General features: G+C 70.8%; 17 protein-coding genes. 9 read left to right on the plus strand and 8 right to left on the minus strand.

The genetic code is table 11. The features are described from left to right. Nucleotides 1–1,317, minus strand: coding sequence for an ABC transporter substrate-binding protein (locus ACFPCV_RS26570; protein ID WP_378059068.1), 1,317 nt, complete (start codon nucleotides 1,315–1,317; stop codon nucleotides 1–3). Nucleotides 1,318–1,587: 270 nt separating this feature from the next. Between ACFPCV_RS26570 and ACFPCV_RS26575 the strand changes: the two genes are divergently transcribed. Next, a complete protein-coding gene (locus ACFPCV_RS26575) occupies nucleotides 1,588–2,634 on the plus strand; it encodes a LacI family DNA-binding transcriptional regulator (protein WP_378059069.1) in 1,047 nt (348 codons plus the stop codon). A 243-nt stretch (nucleotides 2,635–2,877) separates the two neighbouring features. Here the strand turns inward: ACFPCV_RS26575 and ACFPCV_RS26580 are convergent, their stop codons facing one another. Both ACFPCV_RS26580 and ACFPCV_RS26585 read right to left on the minus strand, forming a co-directional pair. Further along, nucleotides 2,878–3,846 (minus strand): arabinan endo-1,5-alpha-L-arabinosidase, encoded by a 969-nt coding sequence (locus tag ACFPCV_RS26580; RefSeq protein WP_378059070.1) that lies wholly within the window; start codon nucleotides 3,844–3,846, stop codon nucleotides 2,878–2,880. An 11-nt stretch (nucleotides 3,847–3,857) separates the two neighbouring features. Then, complete coding sequence (locus ACFPCV_RS26585) at nucleotides 3,858–5,342, minus strand: family 43 glycosylhydrolase (RefSeq protein ID WP_378059071.1); 1,485 nt, start codon at nucleotides 5,340–5,342, stop codon at nucleotides 3,858–3,860. Between the two features lie 335 nt (nucleotides 5,343–5,677). Between ACFPCV_RS26585 and ACFPCV_RS26590 the strand changes: the two genes are divergently transcribed. Together ACFPCV_RS26590 and ACFPCV_RS26595 are read left to right on the plus strand one after the other, a co-directional pair. Further along, nucleotides 5,678–7,492: a rhamnogalacturonan lyase gene (locus ACFPCV_RS26590; RefSeq protein WP_378059072.1), complete on the plus strand. Its 1,815-nt coding sequence runs from the start codon at nucleotides 5,678–5,680 to the stop codon at nucleotides 7,490–7,492. Between the two features lie 393 nt (nucleotides 7,493–7,885). Then, nucleotides 7,886–13,366, plus strand: a complete 5,481-nt coding sequence (locus ACFPCV_RS26595; protein WP_378059073.1) for an ATP-binding protein — start codon at nucleotides 7,886–7,888, stop codon at nucleotides 13,364–13,366. A 57-nt stretch (nucleotides 13,367–13,423) separates the two neighbouring features. Here the strand turns inward: ACFPCV_RS26595 and ACFPCV_RS26600 are convergent, their stop codons facing one another. Together ACFPCV_RS26600 and ACFPCV_RS26605 are read right to left on the minus strand one after the other, a co-directional pair. Next, on the minus strand, nucleotides 13,424–14,323 hold the full coding sequence (locus ACFPCV_RS26600) for a proteasome assembly chaperone family protein (RefSeq protein ID WP_378059074.1): 900 nt from the start codon (nucleotides 14,321–14,323) through the stop codon (nucleotides 13,424–13,426). Nucleotides 14,324–14,513: 190 nt separating this feature from the next. After that, the gene (locus ACFPCV_RS26605) at nucleotides 14,514–15,473 is read right to left on the minus strand and encodes a methyltransferase (protein ID WP_378059075.1); all 960 of its coding nucleotides are present in this window, start codon (nucleotides 15,471–15,473) and stop codon (nucleotides 14,514–14,516) included. A 147-nt stretch (nucleotides 15,474–15,620) separates the two neighbouring features. Between ACFPCV_RS26605 and ACFPCV_RS26610 the strand changes: the two genes are divergently transcribed. Next, nucleotides 15,621–16,580, plus strand: coding sequence for a GNAT family N-acetyltransferase (locus ACFPCV_RS26610; RefSeq protein WP_378059076.1), 960 nt, complete (start codon nucleotides 15,621–15,623; stop codon nucleotides 16,578–16,580). Between the two features lie 6 nt (nucleotides 16,581–16,586). Here the strand turns inward: ACFPCV_RS26610 and ACFPCV_RS26615 are convergent, their stop codons facing one another. Then, nucleotides 16,587–16,841 carry a hypothetical protein gene (locus tag ACFPCV_RS26615; protein ID WP_378059077.1) on the minus strand — a complete coding sequence of 85 codons (255 nt, stop codon included), beginning with the start codon at nucleotides 16,839–16,841 and terminating at the stop codon, nucleotides 16,587–16,589. Nucleotides 16,842–16,918: 77 nt separating this feature from the next. After that, nucleotides 16,919–19,882 carry a 3-keto-alpha-glucoside-1,2-lyase-like domain-containing protein gene (locus ACFPCV_RS26620; RefSeq protein ID WP_378059078.1) on the minus strand — a complete coding sequence of 988 codons (2,964 nt, stop codon included), beginning with the start codon at nucleotides 19,880–19,882 and terminating at the stop codon, nucleotides 16,919–16,921. A 240-nt stretch (nucleotides 19,883–20,122) separates the two neighbouring features. On the opposite strand from ACFPCV_RS26620, the gene ACFPCV_RS26625 reads away from it, so the two are divergent. The 5 genes from ACFPCV_RS26625 to argG all read left to right on the plus strand — a co-directional run bounded on the left by ACFPCV_RS26625 (nucleotide 20,123) and on the right by argG (nucleotide 24,953). Continuing rightward, on the plus strand, nucleotides 20,123–20,521 hold the full coding sequence (locus ACFPCV_RS26625) for a TOBE domain-containing protein (protein ID WP_378059079.1): 399 nt from the start codon (nucleotides 20,123–20,125) through the stop codon (nucleotides 20,519–20,521). A gap of 1 nt (nucleotide 20,522) precedes the next feature. Then, entirely contained in the window at nucleotides 20,523–21,299 is a 777-nt protein-coding gene (modA, locus tag ACFPCV_RS26630; RefSeq protein WP_378059080.1) for a molybdate ABC transporter substrate-binding protein, read from the plus strand. After that, nucleotides 21,296–22,111 (plus strand): molybdate ABC transporter permease subunit, encoded by an 816-nt coding sequence (gene modB, locus ACFPCV_RS26635; RefSeq protein WP_378059081.1) that lies wholly within the window; start codon nucleotides 21,296–21,298, stop codon nucleotides 22,109–22,111. Before modA ends, modB begins: the two co-directional genes overlap by 4 nt. A gap of 4 nt (nucleotides 22,112–22,115) precedes the next feature. After that, nucleotides 22,116–23,177 carry an ABC transporter ATP-binding protein gene (locus ACFPCV_RS26640; protein WP_378059082.1) on the plus strand — a complete coding sequence of 354 codons (1,062 nt, stop codon included), beginning with the start codon at nucleotides 22,116–22,118 and terminating at the stop codon, nucleotides 23,175–23,177. 327 nt (nucleotides 23,178–23,504) lie between these two features. Beyond that, nucleotides 23,505–24,953: an argininosuccinate synthase gene (gene argG, locus ACFPCV_RS26645; RefSeq protein ID WP_378059353.1), complete on the plus strand. Its 1,449-nt coding sequence runs from the start codon at nucleotides 23,505–23,507 to the stop codon at nucleotides 24,951–24,953. Nucleotides 24,954–25,033: 80 nt separating this feature from the next. Here argG and ACFPCV_RS26650 read toward each other — a convergent pair whose 3' ends face one another. After that, nucleotides 25,034–25,996, minus strand: a complete 963-nt coding sequence (locus ACFPCV_RS26650) for a helix-turn-helix transcriptional regulator (RefSeq protein ID WP_378059083.1) — start codon at nucleotides 25,994–25,996, stop codon at nucleotides 25,034–25,036. Nucleotides 25,997–26,031 lie beyond the last annotated feature (35 nt).

A 26,031-nucleotide genomic window follows, 5' to 3' on the forward strand; every position in this document is an offset into this window, starting at 1 on the left:
CTACCGGGTGACCGTGAAGCCCTGTTTCTCCGCGTAGTCCACGACGTTGTCCTGGGTCGCGTCGAGCACCGTGTCCCACTCCCGTTTCCCGGCGACGGCTTCCGCGCACCGGTCGAGCAACTCGTCGAACACGAAGTCCTGGAACGGGGTGTAGTCGAAGTCGCCCAGTTTCTCCGACACCGGCACGAAGATCTCGTTCACCTTCTGGCCCGCGAAGAACTCGTAGGACTTGCCGGTGAACGCCGGGTCGGCCGCGACGTCCTTCACCAGCGGGTACAGGAACGCCTTGTTCAGGCCGATGTCCCAGGCGTGCTCCGAGGTCCCGAACAGCTCGCGCGCCACGACGGTCGCCGCCTCGGGGTTGTCGGCCTGCTTGGTGACCGTGAACGTCGAGCCGCCCCAGTCGCCGTGGGCGTCCTCGCCCTTCTCCCACTGCGGCATGGGCGCGACCGCCCACTTGCCCGCGGTGTTCTTCAGCGAACCCGCGACGTAGCCGGGAGTCCAGCCGGCGGCCGCCCACGTCCAGTACTTCCCGGAGTCGAGCGCGGCCGTGGCGTCGGCGGTGAAGAACGGGTCGGTGGCCATGAGGTCCCGCTCGACCAGGTCGCCGTAGAACTCGATCACCTTCGCGCAGTCCGGGGCCGTCAGGTCGATCTTCACGCGATTCCTGGCCTCGGTGATCGAGTAGCCGTACGGGCGGCAGCCCGCCTGCCACATCAGGCCGTTGAGCCAGCCGCCGTCGCTGCCGAAGCTCGCGATGTGGGCGTCCGGGTCGGCCGCCTTCATCCTCTCGGCGGCGGCCGCGTACTCCGCCCACGTCGTCGGCACCGGGATCCCGTGCCGGTCGAAGAGGTCCTTGCGGTACATCAACGCCATCGGCCCGCCGTCGACGGGGATCGCGTACACCTCGTCGCCGTCGGTCGCCTGCTGCCAGGCCCATTCCGCGTACAGGTCCTCGTCCTCGCCCGCACCGTACTGGCCCATGTCGACGAGCGCGTCGAGGATGAGGAACGTGGGGATCTGCTGGAACTCCACCATCGCGACGTCCGGCGCGCCGGTGCCCGCAGTGAACGCCGTCTTCAGCTTGGCGTACTGGTCGGGGCCGGTGCCGACGTTCGTCCAGTCCACCTGGATGTCGTCGTGGGAGGCGTTGAACGCCTCGACCACGCCCTTGAACTCCGGGTACCAGGCCCACACCGACACCCGAACGGGCCCGCCCGCGTCGCCTTCGCCGGAACCACCGCACGCCGCGACCGCCAGCAGCCCGACCGCGGCGAACAGGGAACCGACCTTGCGTAACCGGTTGATGCCGAGCATGAGACAGCGCCTTTCCGCATGGCACGCGGCGACCACCGGCAGGGAAGACATCGGGGACGCCGAGCAGATGGCAGGGACCGAACGGTGCTGCGCGCCACGGCGATCCGTGACTGCCGCCGTGGCACCTGGTTTTGCTGCGCTGCAAAACAGTATGAACGCCGGTTTGCCGCGCTGCAAGCCCTCGTTTCGACGGCATAACCGGGTTGTCGTCTCGATGGGCGCCGTGCACACTTCTCGATGGCCGCCCCACCAGCACCGAAGGAGCACGCCATGCGCGATGCCACCCTGCGTGACGTCGCGCGGCTGGCGGGGGTGTCCGCCCGTACGGTGTCGAACGTCGTGAACGGCTACGCCCGCGTCTCGGAGCGAACGCGGGAGAAGGTCGAGCGGGCGCTGCTCGAACTGAACTACCGGCCGAACGTGCTGGCCCGCAACCTCGCGCGGGGACGGTCGGGACAGATCGCGGTCGTGGTGCCCTACCTGGACACGCCGTACTTCGCCGAGCTGCTGCAGGCGATCATCCCCAGGGCGCGGGAGAGCGGGTACAACGTCCTGATCGACCAGACCGACGGCGACGCGGCACACGAACGGGAGCTGATCAGCCGTGGTGCCCGGGCGTTCCTCTTCGACGGGATGATCTTCAGCCCGCTCGGGCTCGCGCAGGAGGACCTCGTCGAGATCGACCCGGACCTGCCGTTGGTGGTCCTCGGCGAACGGGTGTCCAACGGCGTCTTCGACCATGTCGGCATCGACGACGTCGCGGCGTCGCGGGCGGCCACCGCGCACCTGATCGGCCTTGGGCGCAAGCGGATCGCGGCCATCGGGGACCAGCCCTACCCCACGGGCGAGGCCGCGCAGCTGCGCACCCGCGGCTACCGGCAGGCACTCGCGGCCGCCGGGCTGCCGGTCGACGAGTCGCTGATCATTCCGACGCCGCGCTTCAACCGGGCCGACGGCTCCCGCGCCATGCGTGCGCTCCTCGCGCGCGACGACCCGCCCGACGCCGTGTTCTGCTACAGCGACCTGGTCGCGCTCGGCGCCCTGCACACCGCGCTGGAACTCGGCCTGCGGGTGCCGGAGGACCTCGCGCTGATCGGCTACGACGACATCGAGGAGGGGCGCTACTCGAACCCCACGATCAGCACGATCTCCCCGGACAAGGTCGCCATCGCGGCCACCGCGGTGGACCGGCTGCTGCGGCGCATCGACAGCGCGGAGCCGGTGCCCGGCATCGAGGTACGCGCCGAACACCGGCTCATCGCCAGGGAGAGCACGATCGGAAAGCCCTCGACGATTGATTCCGTGAAGATCATGTGACGTGGTTTTGCGTACGAATCGGTCATCAGGCATGCCCCCCTCTGCGGTCGCCCGACGGGGCTGGTCCGATGCCGTGAATGGGCCGTTCAGGGCGCTCAGCGCCCTGAACGCGCCTTTCAGGGCATTGCCACCCCACCGCCGCCGACGCGAACCGCAGCCAGCACACCCGACCGAAACCGATCCGACGCGACCAGCACACGACGACCGACCGCCCACTCACACCGACTTCACGGAATCAATCATCTAGTACAGCGTCGGCCAGCCGCCGCTCCAGCTGACGAGGTTGACGCCCAGCCTGCTGCCGGAGGACGTGTAGTAGTGGTAGGCCATCAGCCACCCGTCGGTGTCGGGCATGAGCGCGGGATGGCCGGGGCCGCGGATGTTCCCGTGCGTCGCGAGGACCTCCGTGCCGCCGCCGCTGGTCATGCGCGCGCCGTTGCGGTCGGTGTATGGCCCGGTGATCGACGTCGACCGGCCGACCATGACGCGGTAGGTGCTGCTGGTGCCCCGGCAGCAGTGGTCGAACGACACGAACAGGTAGTAGTAGCCGCTCCGGTGGACGATGAAGGGCGCCTCGACCGCACCGTCGGCGCTTGATGGCCGCTGCGCCAGGCTGTACCGCGTGCTGTTCGCGGGTTTCCCGGTCGCCGCGTCGATCCGGACCATCTTGATGCCGGACCAGAACGAGCCGTACGTCAGCCACCACGCGCCGGCGGCGTCCACGACGAGGTTCGGGTCGATCGCGTTGTGGTCGCTGGAGTTGTTGGTCTGCACGACGACACCGTGGTTGGTCCAGCTGCCCGGTTGCGCCGTCGTGCTGGTCGCCAGGAAGATCGCCGAGTTGCGGGAACCGAACGTGGACGCCGAGTAGTACAGGTAGTACCGTCCATTGTGGAAGGAAACGTCCGGTGCCCACAGGTTGTCGCTGCCGCCGGTGAACGGGTGCGCCCACGACGCACCGTTCGGGAAGACCGCGCCGGCCCGGCGGAAGGCGGTCCGGTCCGGCGACGTGCGGATGTCGATGCCGTTGCCGGTGGAGAACAGGAAGTACGTGCCGTCCGCGGCCTTGACCATCGCCGGGTCGTGGACCGCGATGTCGCCGGTCACGAGCCCGGGGTTGGGGTACTCGGCGGCCGAGGCGGGGGCCTGCGCCACCGCGACGGTCAGCAGGGCCGCGGCGAAGATGCCGGAAACGCGACGCCAGGATCTCATGGGATGTCCTTTCACACGGGCTGGAGACGCCACTGCTGGCAGGTGTTGTTCAGCCACGTCCACTGCCGCACGGCCGCGCCGTCGGCGGTGCCGCAGTCGGCGACGTCGAGCACCTTGCCGCTGTTGAGGTTGGTCAGCCGGACCCAGCCGCCCTGCTCGGTGACCACCGGGCGGAACCGCTGGCAGGTGTTGTCCAGCCAGGACCACTGCCGGGTCGCGGCGCCGTCGGTCGTGGCGCAGTCGGCCACGTCGAGCACCTTGCCGCTGCCCGCGTTCACCACGCGGCTGGTGTCGTCGGCGAGGTCGTCGAACCGCCACCGCTGCCCGCTCGCCCCGGTGCACGCCGCCTGGGTGGTGGCCGCGCCGTCGGCCGATCCGCTGACCTGCAGGCACTTGCCGCTGTTGCGGTTGACGATCGTGTAGGCCGCCGGGGTCGCCGCGGTTTCCCCGGACGGTCCGGCCAGTGTGGTCCCCAGCCGGACGGGGGTGCCGAAGTTCGGCGTGCCGTCGGCGTTCCAGGTGAACCGCTGCGCCCGCGTGGTGCGGTTGTTGTCGCACCCGTCGCCGACGCCGTCGTTGGCGTGGTAGACGATCCAGTCCTCGGTGCCGTCGGGCGAGGTGAAGAACCCGTTGTGGCCGGGGCCGAAGACGCTGTTGGCGTCGCTGCGCTGGAACACCGGCTGCGGGGCCTTCGTCCACGACGACGCCGACAGCGGGTTGCCGCCGTTGTGGGTCAGCAGGCCCAGCTTGTAGTTCGGCCCCCAGCAGGCGCTCGCGGAGTAGACGATGAACGTCTTCCCGTTGTGGTACAGCGGTTCCGCTCCCTCGTTGACCGTGCCGTCCTGCCGCTCCCACGAGTGCGTCGGCGTCGAGATCGTGGTCAGCGCGCCGCTCACGGTGTACGGGTTGCTCATCGGCGCGATCACGAGGTTCTGTGTGGCTCCCCAGACGCTGCCGAGCAGGTAGCGCTGACCGTTCAGTTCCAGCACGCTGCCGTCGATCAGCCCGACGTCGTTGCCGGGCGCGAAGAGTTTGTTCTTGTACGTGTACGGGCCCATCGGGTCCGACCCGGCGCTCTCCAGCACGTGCGTCCGCTGGTCGCGGGCGTAGTCGGTGCCGGACGGCCCGCCGCTGAAGTACAGGTACCAGCGCCCGTTCGCCGGATGCAGCTCCGGGGCCCAGAAGTTGCAGCACCGCGAGGACTGGTCACCGGCCCACACCTGCACGCTCGGCGCCGTCGCCAGTCCGGCCAGCGTCGGCGACTTGCGCATGGTCAGCACGGACGTCCACGACGTCGTGACCAGGTAGTAGTTGCCGTCGTGGTACTCGATCCAGGGGTCGGCGCCCTTCTGCGCCTTGACCGGGTTGGTGAACGGCCTGCCGGGGGCGGCGCTGTTCTCACCGGTGTCACCGGTGGCGACACTCGTGAGCGACAGGGCGAGCGCGACGGCCAACACGGCCCTGGACAGCGTCCGGCGAAGCGAGGTTCGAGGCATCGTTGCCACCCTCTGGGGTCCGATTGACAGGGAAAGCGCTTGCCGTCGGACGGTAGAGCCCGGGAACAAAAGCCGTCAACAGCCGGTGATCGTCGCGAGGCGCTCAGTGATCACGAAAGCGATCGGGTCCCCGCGCTTCTGGAGCGCTCCCAGCAGCGGTTTTGTTGTTAACGCTCACACTTAGGTGGGCGCAGAAAACTCGCCGAGAAAATCTTGCCTCTTCCCGCAGGCTGTCGACCTGCGTTGACACCCTGGAATCGGAGTGCTACCAATTTTCACAAGGCGACCTGATAGCGCTCCCAAAACACGCTCCCCCTGCGACTCGGAGTCCAGTCATGCCCAGAACAGCTCGAACCGCCACGCTGTGCGCGGCGGTCTCCCTGCTCGGCGCGCTCGTTGTCGGCACCCCCGCACACGCCGGCCAAGCGGTTCCCCACGCCTCGGCCGGAGTGGACGCACTGGACCGCGGGGTGGTGAGCGTCCGGTCCGGGGACGGCAACTTCGTCAGCTGGCGACAGCTCGCGGCCGACGAGAAAGGCCTGCGGTTCAACGTCTACCGCGACGGCCGGAAGGTCAACGCCGCCCCGGTGACCACGAACTTCGTCGACGCGGACGCGCCGGTCGGCGCCGCGTACACCGTCCGTCCGGTACGCGGCGGCGTGGAAGGTCTGTCCTCCGGCGAACCGGTGACGTTCCTCGCGGACTCGATGGACGTGCCACTGCAGATCCCGCCCGGTGGCACGACACCCTCCGGCGAGAACTACACCTACAACGCGAACGACGCGAGCGCGGGCGACCTGGACGGCGACGGGCAGTACGAGGTCGTGCTGAAGTGGGAGCCGAGCAATGCCAAGGACAACTCGCAGTCCGGCTACACCGGCAACACCTACCTGGACGCGTACAGGCTGAACGGGACGAGGCTGTGGCGGATCGACATGGGCCGCAACATCCGCTCGGGCGCGCACTACACCCAGTTCCAGGTCTTCGACTACGACGGCGACGGTCGCGCCGAGGTCGCGGCGAAGACGGCCGACGGCACCCGCTCGGGCACCGGCCAGGTCATCGGCAGCGCGAGCGCCGACCTCCGCAACTCCTCCGGCTACATCCTGGCCGGCCCCGAGTACCTTTCGGTGTTCCGCGGCACCGACGGTGCCGTGCTGGACACCGAGGACTACGTGCCACCAAGGGGAAACGTCGCTTCGTGGGGCGACAACTACGGCAACCGGGTCGACCGGTTCCTGGCCGGCACGGCCTATGTGGACGGTGCGAGGCCGAGCATCGTCATGGCCCGCGGCTACTACACCCGATCCGTGGTGTCGGCATGGGACTTCCGGAACGGAGCGCTGACCCGCCGGTGGACGTTCGACTCGAACTCCTCGACGAACGGCTCGGCGTGGACCGGAAAGGGCAACCACCAGCTGTCGGTGGCGGACGTGGACAACGACGGCCGCGACGAGATCATGTACGGCTCGATGGCGATCGACGACGACGGCCGGGGCCTGTGGCAGAACAACACCCACCACGGCGACGCGTACCACGTGGGTGACCACATCCCGTCCCGAGCCGGGCTCGAGGTGTTCAAACCATCCGAGTCGGGTAGCAACCCCGCGCACTGGATGGGCGATGCCCGCACCGGCCAGATCATCTGGAGCGCCCCGGCCTGCAACTGCGACAACGGGCGAGGCGTGGCAGCCGACATCTGGGCAGGCAACCCGGGCGCGGAGGCGTGGTCCTCGGCGGTGTCCGGCCTGCGCAGCGGCGCCACGGGGAACCAGGTGGCGTCCCGCAAACCGGGCTCGGCGAACTTCGTGATCTGGTGGGACGGCGACGCGCAGCGCGAGTTGCTGGACGGCACGCACATCGACAAGTACGGCACCGGCGGCGACACCCGTCTGCTGACCGGCTCTGGCGTGGCGTCCAACAACGGCACGAAGGCCAACCCGGCCCTGCAGGCCGACCTCCTTGGCGACTGGCGCGAGGAAGTCGTCTGGCGCACCGGCGACAACCGGGCACTGCGCATCTACTCGACCACCGACCCGACGAGCATCAGCCGCCCGTCGCTCATGCAGGACCGCCAGTACCGGGTAGCGGTGGCGTGGCAGAACACCGCCTACAACCAGCCCCCACACCCCAGCTTCGCGATCAACTGACAAGAGACGGCCCTGAAAGGCGCGTTGAGGGCGCCGAGGCCCTGAAAGCGCCTTTCAGGGCCTCGGCCACTCCCGGGCGCGCGCCGCTGGTCAGCGTCGCCTGACCGGCGCGCGAGCGAGGCTCATGCCCCTGCCCATATCGTGGGGGCGCACCGCTGGTCCCGTATCACGCCGCGGTCGCTGTTTGTCGCAGACCTTGCGTCAAATGGCGGCAGCGAGGTGTGGCCAGGCTCGCTTTTTGTAGGGTTCCGACAAAGCATCGGCCTCGGCATGCGCGACACAGGACATCGGTGTACCCGGCGGTAATCGAGCAGGGTTGGAGACAGGTGCAGGCGACGCTCCGGAACCCGGGTCGTCGCCTGCTGTGCGCGTGGTACTTGGGAGGCTCAGCCGGTGTTCAGTCGTGTCGCCATCGTCAACCGTGGAGAGGCCGCGATGCGGCTCATCCACGCTGTCCGGGACCTTTCCGCGGAGACCGGGACGCGGATCGAGACGGTCGCGCTCTACACCGACGCCGACCGCAACGCGACCTTCGTTCGCGAGGCCGACGTCGCCTACTCGCTGGGGCCCGCGTCGGCGCGGCCCTACCTCGACCTCGCAGTCCTGGAGCGGGCGCTCCTGGCGACCGGCGCCGACGCCGCGTGGGTCGGCTGGGGCTTCGTCGCGGAGGACCCCGCGTTCGCCGAGCTGTGCGAGAAGATCGGCGTCACGTTCGTCGGCCCGAGCGCCGACGCGATGCGCAAGCTCGGCGACAAGATCGGCGCGAAGCTGATCGCCGAGGAGGTCGGTGTCCCGGTCGCGCCGTGGAGCCGGGGCGAGGTCGCCACGCTCGAGGAGGCGTTGCGGGCCGGTGACTCGATCGGCTACCCGCTGATGCTCAAGGCCACCGCGGGCGGCGGCGGGCGCGGCATCCGGATGGTCGCCTCCGCCGAGGACCTCACCGAGGCCTACGAGCGGACCAGCCAGGAGGCGCTGCGCGCGTTCGGCTCCGGCATCGTGTTCCTTGAGCGCCTGGTCACCGGCGCCCGGCACGTCGAGGTCCAGGTGATCTCCGACGGCACGACGGCATGGGCGCTTGGCGTCCGCGACTGCTCGGTGCAGCGGCGCAACCAGAAGATCATCGAGGAGTCCGCGTCGCCGGTGCTGGCACCGGAGCAGACCGCCGAGCTGAAGGCGTCGGCCGAGCGGCTCGCGGTCGCCGTCGGCTACCGCGGCGCGTGCACCGTGGAGTTCCTGTACCACCCCGGCGAGAAGCTGTTCGCGTTCCTCGAGGTCAACACCCGGCTGCAGGTCGAGCACCCGATCACCGAGATCACCACCGGCACCGACCTGGTCAAGCTGCAGCTGCACGTGGCGGAGGGCGGCAAGCTCGAAGGCACCCAGCCCGCCGAGCTGGGCCACGCCGTCGAGGCGCGGCTCAACGCGGAGGACCCGGACCGCGACTTCGCCCCCTCACCCGGCCGCATCGCGCGGCTCGCCCTGCCCGCGGGCCCCGGCATCCGCGTCGACACCGGCGTGAGTGAGGGCGACACCATCCCCGCCGACTTCGACTCGATGATCGCCAAGATCATCGCCTACGGCCGCGACCGCGACGAGGCGCTCGGCCGCCTGCGCCGCGCGATGGCCGAGACCACCGTGATCATCGAGGGCGGCGCGACCAACAAGAGCTTCGTGCTCGACCTGCTCGACCAGCCCGAGGTGATCGAGGCGACCGCCGACACCGGCTGGATCGACCGGGTCCGCGCGGAGGGCCGCCTGGTCACCCACCGGCACTCCGCGGTCGCGCTCGCCGCCGCCGCCATCGAGGCATACCAGGACGAGGAGGAGGTCAGCCGCCAGCGGCTGTTCTCCACCGCGCACGGCGGGCGCCCGCAGGTGCAGCACGACAGCGGCAGGCCACTGGACCTCAAGCTCCGCGGGGTCGGCTACCGCGTGAGCGTGGCCCGCACCGGCCAGACCCGCTTCCGCGTCGGCGTCTCCGGTGGTGGGGACGTGCACCCGGCCGACGTCGAGGTCGAGCGGTTCGACGCGCACAGCGGCGTGATCGTGGTCAACGGGCACCGTTTCCGGCTCACCTCCGCCACGCACGGCCCGATCCACCTGGTCGAGGTCGACGGCGTCACCCACCGGGTCAGCCGCGACGAGGGCGGCGTGGTCCGCTCGCCTGCACCGGCGCTGGTCGTGGCGACGCCGCTGTCGGCAGGCGACGAGGTCGAGGCGGGCGCGCCGATCCTGGTGCTGGAGAGCATGAAGATGGAGACGGTGCTGCGTGCGCCGTTCCGTGCCAAGGTCCGCGAGTGCCCGGTGTCGGTCGGCAGCCAGGTCGAGACCGGCGCCCCGCTGATGCGCCTGGAACCGCTCGCGGACGATGGCGCGGAGACCGAGGCCGATGGCGCGGGGGAGGCCGTCGAGATCGACCTGCCCCAGCCCGCCGACGTGCCCGCGGCCGAGCGGCTGACGCGCTGCCTGCAGGACCTGCGCAACCTGCTGCTCGGGTTCGACGCCGACCCGCACGACGGCAAGCGGGCGTTGACCGGTTACCTGGCCGCGCGTGCCGAGCTGGGTGGCAGGCCGGTCGAGGGCGAGCTGGACCTGCTGACCGTGTTCGCGGACCTCTCGGAGCTGTCCCGCAACAAGCCGGGCGGCGAGATCGAGATCGAGCCGGCGAGCCCGGTGCACAGCCCGCGCGAGTACTTCCACAGCTACCTGCAGAGCCTCGACGTCGAACGCGCCGGGGTCACCGAGGCGTTCCAGACCAGGCTGGCGCAGGTGCTCGGCCACTACGGCGTCACCGACCTCGACCGCACGCCGGAGCTGGAGGCCGCGGTCTTCCGGATCTTCCTCGCGCAGCAGCGGATGTCGACCAACGTCGCGGTCGTCTCGGAGCTGCTGCGGGAGTGGCTGGCAGGCCCGCCGCCCGCGGCGGTGCTGCGTGAGCGGGCCGGTCTCACCCTGGAACACGTCGTCGAGGCGACGCAGGTCCGGTTCCCCGCGGTGTCGGACCTGTCCAGAGGTGTGGTGTTCCGCTGGTTCGCCCAGCCGCTGCTGCGCCGCAACCGGGCGCGGGTCTACGCGGCGGTGCGCAACGACCTGCGGTACCTGGACCACAACCCGGACGCGCCGGACCGCGCGGACCGGATCCAGGCCATGATGGCCGGCTCCCAGCCGCTGGTGCGGCTGATCGGCCAGCGGATCGGGCGGCCGGGCCGGGACCACGCACCACTGCTGGAGGTGCTGACCCGCCGCTACTACGGCAACCGCAGGCTCTCCGGGGTCACCATGCGGGAGATCGCGGGCTGCCGCTTCCTCGCCGCCGAGCACACCGGCGAGGACGGGGTGACCCCGCTGGTCACCACCGCCGTCGACATCACGGCACTGTCGGGCGCCGTCGCCGCGCTCGGCACGTTCGCAGCCGACCTGGCAGAGGACGGGCTGGTCGCCGACCTGTACGTCAGGTGGGAGGACCAGCCGGACGTGGACGCGATGGCGCTGCGGTTCGGCGAGATCCTGGCCGCGCACCCGCTGCCAGCGAGTCTCCACCGGGTCATCATCACCGTCGCGGGCACCGGCGGCGCGGTAATGCACCACCACATCACCTTCCGGCGCGACGGTGCCGCGTTCGCGGAGGACCGGCTGATCCGCGGCCTGCACCCGCAGATCGCCCGGCGCCTGCAGTTGCAGCGACTACGCGAGTTCGACCTCACCCGGCTGCCGACCGCCGACGAGGAGATCTACCTGTTCAAGGCCGTGGCGAAGAGCAACCCGGCCGACGAACGGCTCGTCGCCATGGGCCAGATCCGCGACGTGACACCGCTGCGGGAAGCGGATGGCCGGCTGGTCGCGCTGCCCGCGCTGGAGGACGCGGTCACCACCTGTCTCGACGCGATCCGCAACATCCAGGCGCAGCGACCGCAGAACAAGCGGTTCGACACCAACCGCATCATGATGTACGTCTGGCCGCCGACCGAGCTGACCCACGACGAACTCCACACGCTGGTCCAGCGCATCCAGCCGACCACGGCCGGTGCCGGGCTGGAGGAGATCCAGTTCCTGGTCCGCGTGCGCACCTCGGCGGGCAAGCTGACCGAGATCGCCGTGCGGATCACCCTCGACCCGGGGCACGGCGCCCGCCTGCACGTCGGCGAGCCGTCCACGGAACCGGTCGAGCCGCTCGACGACTACCGCCAGAAGGTGCTGCGCGCGGCCCGGCGCGGGAACGTCTACCCGTACGAGCTGACCGGTCTGCTCGCCGGGCCGGACGGCAGCTTCGTCGAGCACGACCTCGACGCCGCCGGCGCGCTGGTGCCGGTGGACCGGCCGAGGGGCAGGAACTCGGCGGGGATCGTCGCCGGGGTGGTGAGCACACCGACCGAACGGCACCCCGAGGGCGTGACCCGCGTCGTGCTGCTCGGCGACCCGACGAAGGCGCTCGGCGCGCTGGCGGAACCGGAGTGCGCACGGGTGATCGCCGGGCTCGACCTGGCGGAGCGGATGGGCGTGCCACTCGAGTGGTTCGCGCTGTCGGCCGGCGCGAAGATCTCGATGTCCTCCGGTGTGGAGAACATGGACTGGGTGGCGGCCGCACTGAAGCGGATCGTCGAGTTCACCCAGGCAGGCGGCGAGATCAACATCGTGGTCGCGGGCATCACCGTCGGCGCGCAGCCGTACTGGAACGCCGAGGCGACGATGCTCATGCACACCAAGGGCATCCTCGTGATGACGCCGGACTCGGCGATGGTGCTGACCGGCAAGCAGTCGCTGGACTTCTCCGGTGGCGTTTCGGCGGAGGACAACTACGGCATCGGCGGCTACGACCGGGTCATGGGCCCCAACGGCCAGGCGCAGTACTGGGCGCCCAGCCTGCCCGCGGCCCGCGAGGTGCTGATGTCCCACTACGACCACACCTACGTCGTGCCCGGCGAGACGGCGCCCCGCAAGGCGAACACCGAGGACCCCGCCAACCGCGACGTCTCCTCGTTCCCGCACGCGGTCGCGGGCAGCGACTTCACCACGGTCGGTGAGATCTTCTCCGTGGCGCACAACCCGGACCGAAAGAAGCCGTTCGACATCCGCACGGTGATGCGGGCGCTGTCCGACCAGGACCACGCGGTGCTGGAACGCTGGGCGGGCATGGCCGACGCCGACACCGCCGCCGTGCAGGACGTGCACATCGGTGGCTGGCCGGTGTGCCTCATCGGCATCGAGTCGCGTTCGGTGCCCCGGCGCGGTTTCCCGCCGACGGACGGCCCGGACACCTACACCGCGGGCACCCTGTTCCCCCGGTCGTCGAAGAAGACGGCACGGGCGATCAACTCGGCGTCGGGCAACCGGCCGCTGGTGGTGCTGGCGAACCTGTCCGGCTTCGACGGCTCCCCGGAGTCGATGCGCAAGCTGCAGCTGGAGTACGGCGCGGAGATCGGCAGGGCGATCGTCAACTTCGACGGCCCGATCGTGTTCTGCGTCATCTCCCGGTACCACGGTGGCGCGTTCGTGGTGTTCTCCAAGGCGCTCAACCCGAACATGACGGTGCTGGCGCTGGAGGGCTCGTTCGCGTCGGTCCTCGGCGGCGCCCCGGCGGCGGCCGTGGTGTTCTCGGGTGAGGTCAACAACCGGACCGCGACCGACCCCAGGGTCACCGAACTGCAGGAGCGGGTGGCGGCGGCCAGCGGCGCGGAACGGGCGGCGCTGAACGCCCAGCTCGCCGAGGTGCAGTCGTCGGTCCGCGCGGAGAAGCTGGGCGAGGTGGCCGCGGAGTTCGACCGCGTGCACAGCATCCAGCGTGCGGTCGAGGTCGGGTCGGTGGACGCGATCATCAGCGCCGCGGAGCTGCGGCCACGGATCATCGAGGCCATCGAACACGGCATGAAGCGCTGACGGGAGGCGTGGGACCGGCCGCGGCCGGTCCCACGCCGCACCCGCCGGGCGCGACCCTCAGCGGTCGCGTTGCTGTTCGGACAGGAAGCGTTCCAGTTCGGCGCCGAGCTCCTCAGCGCTCGGCACCGGTTCGCCGTCGGCGACGAGCAGGTTCTCCGAGGCGTTGGCGAACGCGTCGTACTGCTGCTCCAGTGCCTCGACCACCTGCGCGACCTCCGCGGACTCCGCCACCTGGCGGGTGATCTCGGCGTTGGTCCGGTCCGCCGCCTCCCGCAGGCCGGCGGACCGGATCGCGAGGCCGGTCGCCGTCGTCATCGCGTCCAGCAGGCTGATGGAGGCGGCCGGGTAGGTGCCCTGCGCGAGGTAGTGCGGGACGTAGGCGACGAAACCCATCGCGTCGTGCCCGGCCTCGCCGAGCCGCAGCTCCAGCAGCGCCGACAGGTTGCCCGGCACCTGCACCCGCTCGAACGGCGAGGACTCGGTGACCAGCTCGGGGCGGGTGGCGTGGGAGATCACCGACAGCTTGCGCGTGTGCGGGACCCCCATCGGGATGCCGTGGAAGCCGACGGTGAGCCGCACGCCCCACCGCTCGACCAGCTCACGCACGGCCGCCGTGACGGCCTCCCACCTGCGGTCCGGCTCCGGGCCGGTCAGCAGCAGGAACGGGATCCCGTCCGCGTCGTGCAGCAGGTGCACCACCAGCTCCGGGGTGTCGTAGTCCACCCAGCGATCCGTGGCGTAGGTCATCATCGGGCGGCGAGCCCGGTAGTCGATCAGGTCGTCGATGTCGAACCGCGCGATCACCCGGTGCTCGTAGGTCGTCAGCAAGTGCTCGACCAGCGTCGAACCGGCCGACCCGGCATCCATGAAGCCGTCGAAGTGGTGCAGCAGCACCGCTCCGGTCAGGTCCGGGACGTCGGAGTCGACCTCGTACAGCTCCTCCGGGTCCAGCGCCACCTCATGCCTCCCGCAATGCTCACGTACTCGAGTCCTTCCCTGTGCCAACGCGGGAACGCCGCGAGACATTCCCCCGGCGTCGAGCAGCTTCGCCAGGTCGACGGGATGGCTTTGGGGTGGGCTTGTGCCACCGTCGTGGTTCACGGCACTTCGGACGCTCAGGAAGTGGCGTTCGGACACCTGGCGTGCCTCAGACGAGGTGGAACTCCAGCAGGCAGCGTTCGTCGGTCAGCGTGGTCACGGTGTCGATGGCCAGTCCGTGCGCGGCGGCGAGTGCGCGGAGTTCGTCGAGACCGCGTTCGCGGCCGCCGTGGAACGCGAGCATGACGAGGTCCATCTCGGTGTCGGCCCGCAGCCCGCCGACCGCCTCGACGAGCAGGACACGGCCGGAAGGGCGTGCCGCCTCGACGCACCGGGCCAGGATGCGGTGGACGTGTTCGTCGTCCCAGTTGTGGACGATGTCGAACAACAGGTAGGCGTCCGCACCGGAGGGGAGGGGGTCGAAGAAGCTGCCTCCGGTCACCTCGGTCCGGTCGTCGAGGCCGTGGGCGGTGAAGGTGCGCCGGGCGTCGGCGGCGGTCGGCGGCAGGTCGACGAGGTGGCCGCGCAGGTGGGGGTGGGTGGTCAGGATCGCGGCGAGCAGTGTGCCCTGCCCGCCGCCGACATCGACGAGGGTGGTGAACCGGGCCCAGTCGAACCCGGCGACGACCCGCGGGATCTGCCCGGCGAACCGGCCGGTCATCTGCCGGTCGAACGACTCGCGCAGCCGAGGGTGTGCTGCGAGGTCGGCCCAGAAGTCCTGGCCGTAGCGCCGGGAGTAGACCTCCCGACCGGTCCTCACACTGTGCGCGAGTTCGACCAGCGCGAGTTCCGAGCGGCCACCGGCGTTGTCCAGGTGCAGGAGGTTGTGCAGACCGTTCCCGGCATCGGCGCGGAGGTGCGCGCCGAACTCGGTGGTGCGGTAGCCGGTGTCCGTCCGCTCGACGACGCCGAGCGTGGCCAGGTGTCCGAGCAGGAGACCGAGTGCGACCGGTGACACGTTCAGGTCGTTCGCGACGTCCTTCACCGTGGTGCCGTCACCGCGTAGCCGGTCCGGCAGGCTCATGGTCACCGCGACCCGCAGCGCCATCGGTGTCGCCAGCCCGGCCATGCGTCGGAGTCTGTCCGCGTCCTCGGCTCCCACGAGGTCCCACTTTCGCAGACCTGTCAACCGGAAACCGGATTGCGGGGCTGACGGTGATCGGGTAGATCCGCAGGGGCTGCGACCCCGAGCCTGACCCAGGAGCGTGCCTGACCCGTGGACCAGAACGACCTGATCATGCGTCCGATCACCGGACCGGAGGAACTGGACCTCTTCACCCGGCTGCCGTACGTCCTCGACGACGAACTTGCCGACGACCTCGCCGACGGCCGCCGCCGGCCGGAATGGCTGTGGGTCGCCCTTCGCGGTGACCGCCTGCTGGCCAGGGTCGCGTGGTGGTGCCAGGCCGGGGACGACACCCCGTTCCTGTTGGACGTGCTCGACATCGACGACAGCGACGATGGCAGCGACGGTGGCAGCGACGACGGCGTCGACGCCGGTGTGGCGCTGCTGCGGACGGCCATGGCCGAGGTGGTCCCGGCGGGGACCCGGCCACCCGAGTACAGCCGGATCGTCCCGCCCGACTGGCGTGACGGCGAGGTGACCAGGCGCGTCGTCGAGAACCGGATGGCCGTCCTGGAACACTTGGGCGCCCGCCTGTTCGTCGAACGGCTGCGCTTCGAATGGCATCCCGGGGCACCGGTCCCCGAGCCGGCGGGGTGCCTGGCGTTCCGGCCGGTCCACGACACCGGGGAACTGCTCGGGCTGATGACCAGGGTCCTTGACGGGACGCTGGACGCACACAGCAGGGCCGACCTCACCCGGATGTCCGCCCGCGAGGCAGCGGTGCGGCACTACGAGGACGAACTCGCGCACTACCGCAGCCCCCGCGAGTGGTGGCGGGTCGCGACGCTGCCGGACGGCGAGCCCGCCGGGTTCGTCACCCCGGCCCGCAACGACTACAACCACGTCATCGGGTACCTGGCCGTGCTGCCAGAGCACCGGGGAAACGGCTACATCGACGAGATCCTCGCCGAAGGCACCCGCGTCCTGGCCGCGCGGGAGGTCCCGCGCATCCGGTCGGCCACCGACCTCGGCAACACCCCGATGGCGAACGCCTTCCTGCGCGCCGGCTACGTCAACACCGCGCGCACGATCAGCATGACCTGGGACTGAGCCACCTCACGCGAGCGGTGGCCGGTCCGTCCCTCGCCGGGGCAGCAGCGCCGGGCTGGCCAGGACGAGCAGCCCGGCGACGGTGATGGCGGTGCGCGGGCTGGTGGCGTCGGCGAGCAGGCCCGCGAGCGCGGTGAGGACGGCGATGGCGGCGCCGGTGCCGATGGACCAGGCCGACAGGGTGCGGGCGACACGGTCGGCCGGGGTGTGTTCGAGCCGGTAGGTGGCCGAGCACCAACAACCGGGCGCCCGGCGCGTCACAACGGCTGGTTGTGACGCGCGTGCCCCGCCACGGAAGCCGTGGCGGGGCACGCGGTCCCGGAGCTACGGGACGGTTGTCACAGCCGCTGGATCCAGATGTCGCGGAACCTCGGGTTCTCGCCGGGATCGCCGTGGTCCTGCAACCGGATGTGGCCTGGTGCGGGGTCCTCCGGCCGGCCCGCTCCGGTGCTGCCGTCGATGGCGACGTCGTCGTGCACGAGCACGCCGTTCCACCGGAGCGTCACGCGCGCGTCCGCCGTCTTGACGCCGTTGCTGTCGAAGCGGGCCGCCCGGAACTCGATGTCGTAGGTCTGCCACGTGCCCGGCGGGGTCGCGGCGTTGACGTCCGGCGGCTTCTCCAGGTAGATCGCGCCCGCTCCGTTGTTCGCCGGTGGCTGCCCGTGGGACTCCAGCACCTGGAGCTCGTAGCGCTCCTGGAGGTAGACGCCGCTGTTGCCCCGGGCCTGTCCGGTGACCTCCGGCGGGTACCGCGGCTGGTACCACTCGACGTGCATCCGGAAGTCGCCGTACTTCTCCCTGGTGCGGATGTCCCCGCCGAGCGACTCGACCGAACCGTTCGCCACCGGCCACGTGGCGGGACCACCGTTCGTCGTCTCCCAGGCGTCGAGGTTCGTCCCGTCGAACAACGTGGTCCGCTTCGACGGCGTGACGGTGATCTTGTCGAGGTTCACGTGGCCGACGTCGGTCGGTTCGTAGACGTAGGAGATCGTGTTCGCGCCGTTGCGCAACGGCACCGTCTCCACGTGGGTGGCCCACCTGTTCCAGTCGACCGTGCTGGCCAGCCAGATCTGCTTCACCTTCCGGCCGTTGACGTACAGGCTCATCGACCTGGGAACGGGTGCGGGATCGGCGTTCTGCCCGTTCGCGTACCGCAGCGCGACGTCGTGGCGGCCTGCCCGGTCCGTGCGGACCGCGAACGTCGTGCTGCTCCCCGGCTCCCAGTTGCGGTCGACGAACCCGGCCCCCGAATAGCCGGTGTGGTTGGTGTTCCACCCGGTGCCACCGGCCAGCCGGGCGGACTCCGCCTCGTACTCCGGCGGTGCCGTCGTGCCGTCCGGCAGCCGGTTGAGGGTGTACCAGGCCTCGGTGCTCCACAGCTGCGCCCCGGAAGCCGATGCGAACGGGCGCGGCGAGTGCACGTACACCACGCGGCCCGGTTCCAGCCCGGCCATCCTCAGCGTCACCTTCGTGCGGTCGGCCGACAGCGTCGCCGAGGTCACCTCGACGGTCTCCTCGTCGACCTTCGGCCCGCCGTACTGCGGTGTCGCCACGTACCGCCACTGCTCGGCCCGGTACTTCGCGGCGAGGTCCTGTGCGGTCTGCTCGGACAGTGGCTGCGTGTACGTGAGCTCGAAACCGCCGTCGACCGCGCGCATGGCGTGGATGTCGAACGTGCGGGCGCGGTCGAAGGTCAGCTTCTGCAGGCCGTGCTTGAGCTTGCCAGCCTGGCCCCAGTTCCCCTCCCACCCGATGCCGCCGGTGTATATGGCACCGTCCGGGCCGAGGCTGATCCGGCTCACCCCGGACTCCAGGCCCTGCGTCATCCGGAACACCGCGCCCTGGTACTCGCCGCCGACCTTCTCCAGATACGCGCGCTGCAGCCCGCCGTAGGTCACGTCGCCGAACACCATCTGGCCCTTGAACGCCCCGTTGGTCAGCATGAGCGGGTTGCTCGGCGAGTTGGAGATCTCGCCGTGCGGCAGCCAGAGCACGGGTTCGGTCACCGGCTGGTCGTCGTACGGGCCGTCGGGGTTCGTGTGGTGGTTGTAGAAGGCGCCCTGCTTGACGCGCACCAGCTTCGACGTCGGCACGTACATGCCCTGGTTGTCGGTGACGAAGAGGTCGCCTTCCGGGCCCCGGCCGATGCCGTTCGGCGTGCGCAGCCCACCGGCCACATAGGACACCTCGCCGGTCTGCCCGTCGATCTTGAGGGTGGAGCCGCGGTTGGGCACCGGTTGCGGGTCGGCGGTGGCGCCACCGGGCACCATGGCGATGCCCGTGGTGACGTAGAAGTAGCCCTTCTCGTACACCAGGCCGAACGCGAACTCGTGGTAGTTCCCGCCGAACGGCCAGGTCGCGATCGTGCGGTAGGTATCGGTGACCTCGTCGCCGTTCGTGTCGACGAGCGCGGTCAGTCCGTCCTTTTCGGACACGTACACGGTGCCGTCGACGTAGGCGAGCCCCATCGGCTCCTGGAGGTCCTCGGCGATCTTCTTGTACGTCACCCGCGACGGGTCGGTGTTGCCGGTGACGCCGTCGACCAGGTACACCTCGCCGAGCACGGACTCCCGGTCACCGCCCCAGGTGCTGATGGCCAGCCTGCCGTCCGGCAGCCAGTCCATGCCGGTCACCTGCGGTTCGAAGCCGTCGGGTCGCAGGTCGGTCAGCGTGTAGTCGGGGTGCACCGCGTTCAGCGGCAGGCCGTCGCCGGGGGAGTCGGTGGCGCCCTCGCATTCCTTGCGGCCGGGGGAGGTGACGCGCGTGACCTCGGCGTCGGTGCTCAGCACGCTGCCCGGCACGAGGCTGAAGCCATCCTCACCCGGCGGTTGCCACTCCAGTTTGAGCGCCTGGCCGAAGTCGCCGTCGAAGTGGTCGACGCGCAGCGCGTGGGGACCGGCGTCCAGGACGATCGAGCCGTCCTTCGGGGTCGCGCCGTGCCTGCCGGGATGGTCGACCACCGTCGTGCCGCCGAGCAGAAGCCGGGCGCCGTCGTCGCTGGTGATCCGGAAGTGGTACTCGCCGGGGTCGGCGATGTTCAGATAACCGCTCACCTCGGTGACGAACCGGTCGGCGATGCCGAAGTCCGCGGTGGTGGACCAGTCGATCGTCGGCATCAGCCTGTCGACGTTGGGGGTCTGGCCGGTCTTGAGCACGCAGTAGTCGTCCAGGACCACCTGCACGTCGAACACCCGCATCGTCACACCGGGTTCCTGGGGCGGGAGGTCGGGCTGCGCGGCCGCGTGGCCGGGGACGAACGATGACGCGGTGAGTGCGGCGAGCAGGGCGGCGAGCAGCCGCATGGGCTTCCTCCTCGGGCCGGGAACGTGCCCTCACGCTCCGGTGCGCGATGGCTGCGTCACACACAGCAAAGAACAGCTTTCGTTAGAAGTCAACGAAACTAGGTCGGATTCGTGCGAAAGTCCGTCGGCTGGCAGGCAAATATCGCCACCGGGCGCCAGGTGTCACCGGCACCGCGCGACACCGCCAGATCTGCTGAATCAGGGATTGATCTCCGCGTTTGCGTGGTTAGAATGCCCGGCATGCCGAAGTTGCGGATCAGTGAGGCGGCGAGTCTGCTGGGGGTCAGCGACGACACCGTCCGCCGCTGGGTCGACCAGGGGCGGCTTCCGGTCGTGCAGGGTGACAACAACCGCAAGGCCATCGAGGGGCACGAGCTCGCCGCGTTCCTCCAGCGGCAGGCCGAGACCCCGGAGGCGGGCGTCACGATCGCGAGGTCCGCGCGGAACCAGATGCGGGGGATCGTCACCCGCGTGGTCAAGGACGGGGTGATGGCGCAGGTCGAGATGCAGGCCGGGCCGTTCCGGATCGTCTCGCTGATGAGCAGGGAGGCCGCGGACGAGCTCGGTCTCGACGTGGGCAGCGTCGCGGTCGCGTCGATCAAGTCCACGCACGTCGTCGTCGAGATCCCGGAGGCGTGAGATGTTCCGCCACCTGCGTGCGGGCTGCCTGTCCGCGGTCGCTGCCGTGGCGCTTTCCGGGTGCGGGGCAGGGGGCGGGTCCGCCGCGGCGCCGGGGGAGGTCACCGGCGAGGTCACGGTGTTCGCCGCCGCGTCGCTGACCGAGTCGTTCACGCGGCTCGGCGAGGACTTCGAGGCGGCGCACCCCGGGGTCACGGTCAGGTTCAACTTCGCGGGCAGTTCCGGTCTTGCGCAGCAGATCAACGAGGGTGCCCCGGCCGACGTGTTCGCCTCGGCCGCGCCGAGGAACATGCGGCAGGTCACCGACACCGGCTCGGTCACCGCGAACCCGGTCGCCTTCGCCACGAACACGCTGGAGATCGTGGTGCCGGCGGGCAACCCGGCCGGGATCACCGGGCTGGCCGACTTCGCCGAGGCGGACCTGAAGATCGCGCTGTGCGCCGAGCAGGTGCCGTGCGGCGCCGCGGCCGCGGAGGTGTTCGAGGCGGCCGGAATCACGGCCGTCCCCGACACGCTCGAACAGGACGTGAAGGCCGTGCTGTCCAAGGTGTCCCTCGGTGAGGTCGACGCGGCGCTGGTGTACCGGACCGACGTGCTCGCCGCGGGCGAGCGGGTCGAGGGCATCGAGTTCCCGGAGGCGGACCGGGCCGTCAACTCCTACCCGGTCGCCGTGTGCGCGAACGCGCCGAACCCGGCCGGTGCCAAGGCGTTCGTCGACCACGTCCGGTCCGACGACGGTCGGGCCGTGCTCACCGAGGCGGGGTTCGGCACGCCGTGAGCACATCGACCTCCGTCCGGCGCAGGGGCAACGGACGGCTCCCGCTCGTCCTGGCCGTTCCCGCGCTGATCGGTCTCACGTTCCTCGTCGTGCCGTTGGCCGGGCTGCTGATCCGCGCGCCGTGGTCCACACTGGCCGGTCAGCTGTTCAGCGAGGAGGTCGGCCAGGCGCTGACGCTGTCGGTGGTCTGCGCCAGCCTCGCCACCGTCGTGTGCCTCGTGCTCGGGGTGCCGCTGGCGTGGCTGCTGGCCAGGAGCGACCTGCCGGGGCGCCGGGTGCTGCGGGCACTGGTCACCGTGCCGCTGGTCCTGCCGCCGGTGGTCGGCGGGGTGGCGCTGCTGCTGGTGCTGGGCAGGCGGGGGATCATCGGCCAGCACCTCGACGCCTGGTTCGGCATCTCGCTGCCGTTCACCACCGCGGGCGTCGTGATCGCCGAGGCGTTCGTGGCCATGCCGTTCCTCGTCATCGCCGTCGAGGGGGCACTGCGTGGCGCCGACCCGCGCTACGAGGAGGCCGCGGCCACGCTCGGCGCGTCCCGCTGGCTGACCTTCCGCCGCGTCACCCTCCCCGCGATCGCGCCGGGCGTGGTGGCCGGGACCGTGCTGTGCTGGGCCCGCGCGCTCGGCGAGTTCGGCGCCACCATCACCTTCGCGGGCAACTTCCCGGGAAAGACCACCACCATGCCGCTCGCCGTCTACCTCGCACTGGAAACCGACCCCGGCGCGGCCATCGTCCTGTCGATCGTCCTGCTCCTCCTGTCCGTCACCGTCCTGGTCAGCCTGCGCGACCGGTGGCTGTCGACCCCGACGTGACGCGATGACCCTGCACGCGAACCTCGTGGTGGCCCGCGCCGCCGGCTTCCGGCTCGCCGCCGACCTCACCATCGAACCCGGCCAGGTGGTCGCGCTGCTCGGGCCCAACGGGGCGGGCAAGACCACCGCACTGCGCGCGCTCGCCGGCCTCGTGCCGCTCACCGCCGGTGCGGTCCGGCTCGACGACGACACCTGGGACGAGCCGCCCGGCGTGTTCGTGCCGACCGAGCACCGGCCCCTCGGCGTCGTCTTCCAGGACTACCTGCTGTTCAACCACATGACCGCGCTCGACAACGTCGCGTTCGGGCTCCGCGCCCGCGGCACCGACCGCGTGGCGGCCCGCGCGACCGCCCGGCTGTGGCTGGACAAGGTCGGTCTCGGCGACCACACCGACGCCAAACCCCGTGCCCTGTCGGGTGGGCAGGCCCAGCGTGTCGCGCTGGCCAGGGCACTGGCCACCGACCCGCGTCTGCTGCTGCTCGACGAACCACTCGCGGCGCTGGACGCGAGCACCCGCGTGCACATCCGCGCCGAGCTGGGCCGCCACCTCGCCGACTACGGCGGGCACACCCTGCTGGTCACCCACGACCCGCTCGACGCCATGGTGCTCGCCGACCACCTGGTGATCATCGAGCATGGCGCGGTCGTCCAGCAGGGGCCGCCCGCGCGGGTCGCCAGGCAGCCACGCACGGACTACGTCGCGCAGCTCGTCGGCCTCAACCTGTACCGGGGCGCCGCCGGCGACACCGTCGTCACCCTCGACGCCGGGGCGGGCGGTGGCGAGCTGACCATCGCGGAACCGGCCACGGGCCCGGTCCACGTCGCGTTCCCCCCGACCGCGGTCAGCCTGCACCCCGAACCACCCGCGGGCGGTCCGCGCAACTGCTGGCCGGTCACCGTCACGCACGTCGAACAGCACGCGCACACCGTCCGGGTCCGGCTCGACGGCGCCCCGCCGGTCCTCGCCGACGTCACCCCCGCCACCGTCGCCGAGCTGCACCTGCGGCCCGGCACCCCGCTGTGGGCCGGCGTCAAGGCCACGGAGATCACCACCTACCCCAGCTGAACGCAGGAAACGGGTACCTGACCTTCAGCGCACCGCCCGCGAAAGGCGCGCGGGTTGTCGCGTTGACGGCGTGGCAATGCCCTGAAAGGCGCGTTCAGGGCGCTGGGCGCCCTGAACGGCCCATTCACGGCACTCGTTGTGCCGTGAACGCGGCGGCATCGGCCCCGCCCCGTCTCGAGCGACCGCAGGGGTGTGGGTCGTGCCTGATGACGGGTCCGCACAGCAAGCCCGGGACAAGCAAGCCCGGCGCGGACGGAACCCCGCGCAGCGGCGCGCTCCACCGACCCCGGATCGCATGGTCATGCATCATCATGCATAATGACTCTTGTGTCCAAAGTCCTCACCTCTCTCCCTGTCGGCGAACGGGTCGGCATCGCCTTCTCCGGTGGCCTCGACACCTCGGTAGCGGTCGCGTGGATGCGCGAGAAGGGTGCGGTGCCCTGCACCTACACGGCGAACATCGGCCAGTACGACGAGCCGGACATCGACTCGGTCCCCGGGCGGGCCGCGGCGTACGGCGCCGAGCTGGCGCGGCTGGTCGACTGCCGGGCCGCCCTGGTCGAGGAAGGGCTCGCCGCGCTGGCCTGCGGGGCGTTCCACATCCGCACCGGTGGCCGCGTGTACTTCAACACCACGCCGCTCGGGCGGGCGGTCACGGGCACCCTGCTGGTGCGGGCGATGCTCGAGGACGACGTCCAGATCTGGGGCGACGGGTCCACGTTCAAGGGCAACGACATCGAGCGGTTCTACCGCTACGGCCTGCTCGCCAACCCGTCGCTGCGGATCTACAAGCCATGGCTGGACGCCGACTTCGTCTCCGAGCTCGGCGGCCGCAAGGAGATGTCCGAGTGGCTGGCCTGCCGGGCCCTGCCGTACCGGGACAGCACCGAGAAGGCCTACTCGACGGACGCGAACATCTGGGGCGCGACCCACGAGGCGAAGTCGCTGGAGCACCTCGACACCGGCATCGAGATCGTCGACCCGATCATGGGCGTGCGGTTCTGGGATCCCGAGGTCCACATCGCGCCAGAGGACGTGTCGATCGGCTTCGAGCAGGGCAGACCGGTGACGATCAACGGTGAGGAGTTCGGCTCCGCCGTCGAGCTGGTGATGGCGGCCAACGCCGTCGGCGGCAGGCACGGCATGGGCATGTCGGACCAGATCGAGAACCGGGTCATCGAGGCCAAGAGCCGCGGCATCTACGAGGCGCCCGGCATGGCGCTGCTGCACGCGGCGTACGAGCGGCTGGTCAACGCGATCCACAACGAGGACACCCTGGCGAGCTACCACCACGAGGGGCGGCGGCTGGGCAGGCTGATGTACGAGGGCCGCTGGCTGGACCCGCAGGCGCTGATGCTGCGCGAGGCGCTGCAGCGCTGGGTCGGCACGGCGGTCACCGGCGAGGTGACGCTGCGGCTGCGCCGGGGCGAGGACTACTCGATCCTCGACACGTCCGGGCCCGCGTTCAGCTACCACCCGGACAAGCTGTCGATGGAGCGGACCGAGGACTCCGCGTTCGGCCCGGTCGACCGCATCGGCCAGCTGACCATGCGCAACCTCGACATCGCGGACTCGCGCGCCAAGCTGGAGCAGTACGCGGGGCTGGGCATGGTCGGCAGCGAGCACCCGACGCTGATCGGCGCCGCACAGGCCGCGTCGACCGGCCTGATCGGCGCGATGCCCGAGGGTGGCGCCGAGGTGATCGCGTCGAGGGGCAGGGTCCTCGACGCCGACGAGCTGCTCGACCACGCGGCCATCGAGGCGGGCAACGACTGACCGAGGGCACCCGCACCGCCGCCGGTTCCCAGCCCGGGACCGGCGGTGCTCAGCGGGGCGGGATCGCGAACGCCTCATCTTCACGACGTCGCGGTGGAGCTGCGCGCAGCCCTGGCGTAGCGGCGGGCCAGGTGGGCGAACGCGGCCCTCAGCTCGGCAGGGCCGACCACCTCGACGTCGGCGTCGAACCGGCCGATGGCGGCGGCAAGGCCCGCCCACGACCACGAGCCCAGCACCAGCCTGCAGCGGTCCTGGCCGAGCGCCTCGACGAGCCCGTCACCGGCGAACGGGGTCACCTCCTCGGCGGGCAGGGCCAGGACCACCTCCCCTCGGCACGGCCAGTCGCCGGGGCCGTCGGTGCCCCGGAAGCGGCCCGCCACGAAGGCGGCCACGTCGCCGCCGGGCAGCTCGCGCGGCGGGAAGCGGGGACCGGTCGGGACTCGCGGGCTGATCCGGTCCGCGCGGAAGGTGCGCCAGTCGTCGCGGTCGAGGTCCCACGCGACGAGGTACCAGCGCCCGCCCCAGGTGACGAGGTGGTGCGGCTCCACCCGGCGCGGCGGGGACCCGGGGGAGTAGTCGAAGCGCAGCACCTCACCGGCGTGCACGGCGGCGCTCAGCGCCACGAGCACCTCGCCGGTGACCGGCGCGGTGCTCGACCGGGCCACGGCGGTGACCCGGAACGTGTCGATCCGGTGGCGCAGCCGGGCGGGCATCACCTGCCGCACGGTGTTCAGCGCCCGCGCCGCTGCCTCCTCGACACCCGCGCCGGTGGTGGCGGCGACCTGGAGCGCGACGGCGATGGCGACGGCCTGCTCGTCGTCGAACAGCAACGGGGGCAGGTCGGCGCCCGCACCCAGCCGGTACCCGCCATCCGGGCCCTTCGCGGCCACGATGGGGTAGCCCAGCTCCCGCAGGCGGTCGACGTCGCGGCGGACCGTGCGCTGGCTGATGTCCAGCCGCTTCGCCAGCAGCGCGCCCGGCCAGTCCCGGCGTGCCTGGAGCAACGAGAGCAACGCCAGCAGTCGCGCTGAGGTTTTCGGCATACTCGGATACTGCCGCGAGAAGAGGACAGAAACTG

Source organism: Actinophytocola glycyrrhizae, from assembly GCF_042653545.1.
Taxonomy (GTDB): Bacteria; Actinomycetota; Actinomycetes; order Mycobacteriales; family Pseudonocardiaceae; genus Actinophytocola; species Actinophytocola glycyrrhizae.

Coding starts and splice junctions, on each gene's coding strand:
- ACFPCV_RS26620 (WP_378059078.1), bottom strand. CDS start 19,882: ATGCGGCTGCTCGCCGCCCTGCTCGCCGCACTCACCGCGTCATCGTTC.
- ACFPCV_RS26585 (WP_378059071.1), bottom strand. CDS start 5,342: ATGCCTCGAACCTCGCTTCGCCGGACGCTGTCCAGGGCCGTGTTGGCC.
- modA (WP_378059080.1), top strand. CDS start 20,523: ATGTTCCGCCACCTGCGTGCGGGCTGCCTGTCCGCGGTCGCTGCCGTG.
- ACFPCV_RS26605 (WP_378059075.1), bottom strand. CDS start 15,473: ATGGCCGGGCTGGCGACACCGATGGCGCTGCGGGTCGCGGTGACCATG.
- ACFPCV_RS26570 (WP_378059068.1), bottom strand. CDS start 1,317: ATGCTCGGCATCAACCGGTTACGCAAGGTCGGTTCCCTGTTCGCCGCG.
- ACFPCV_RS26640 (WP_378059082.1), top strand. CDS start 22,116: ATGACCCTGCACGCGAACCTCGTGGTGGCCCGCGCCGCCGGCTTCCGG.
- ACFPCV_RS26590 (WP_378059072.1), top strand. CDS start 5,678: ATGCCCAGAACAGCTCGAACCGCCACGCTGTGCGCGGCGGTCTCCCTG.
- ACFPCV_RS26650 (WP_378059083.1), bottom strand. CDS start 25,996: ATGCCGAAAACCTCAGCGCGACTGCTGGCGTTGCTCTCGTTGCTCCAG.
- ACFPCV_RS26580 (WP_378059070.1), bottom strand. CDS start 3,846: ATGAGATCCTGGCGTCGCGTTTCCGGCATCTTCGCCGCGGCCCTGCTG.
- ACFPCV_RS26625 (WP_378059079.1), top strand. CDS start 20,123: ATGCCGAAGTTGCGGATCAGTGAGGCGGCGAGTCTGCTGGGGGTCAGC.
- ACFPCV_RS26575 (WP_378059069.1), top strand. CDS start 1,588: ATGCGCGATGCCACCCTGCGTGACGTCGCGCGGCTGGCGGGGGTGTCC.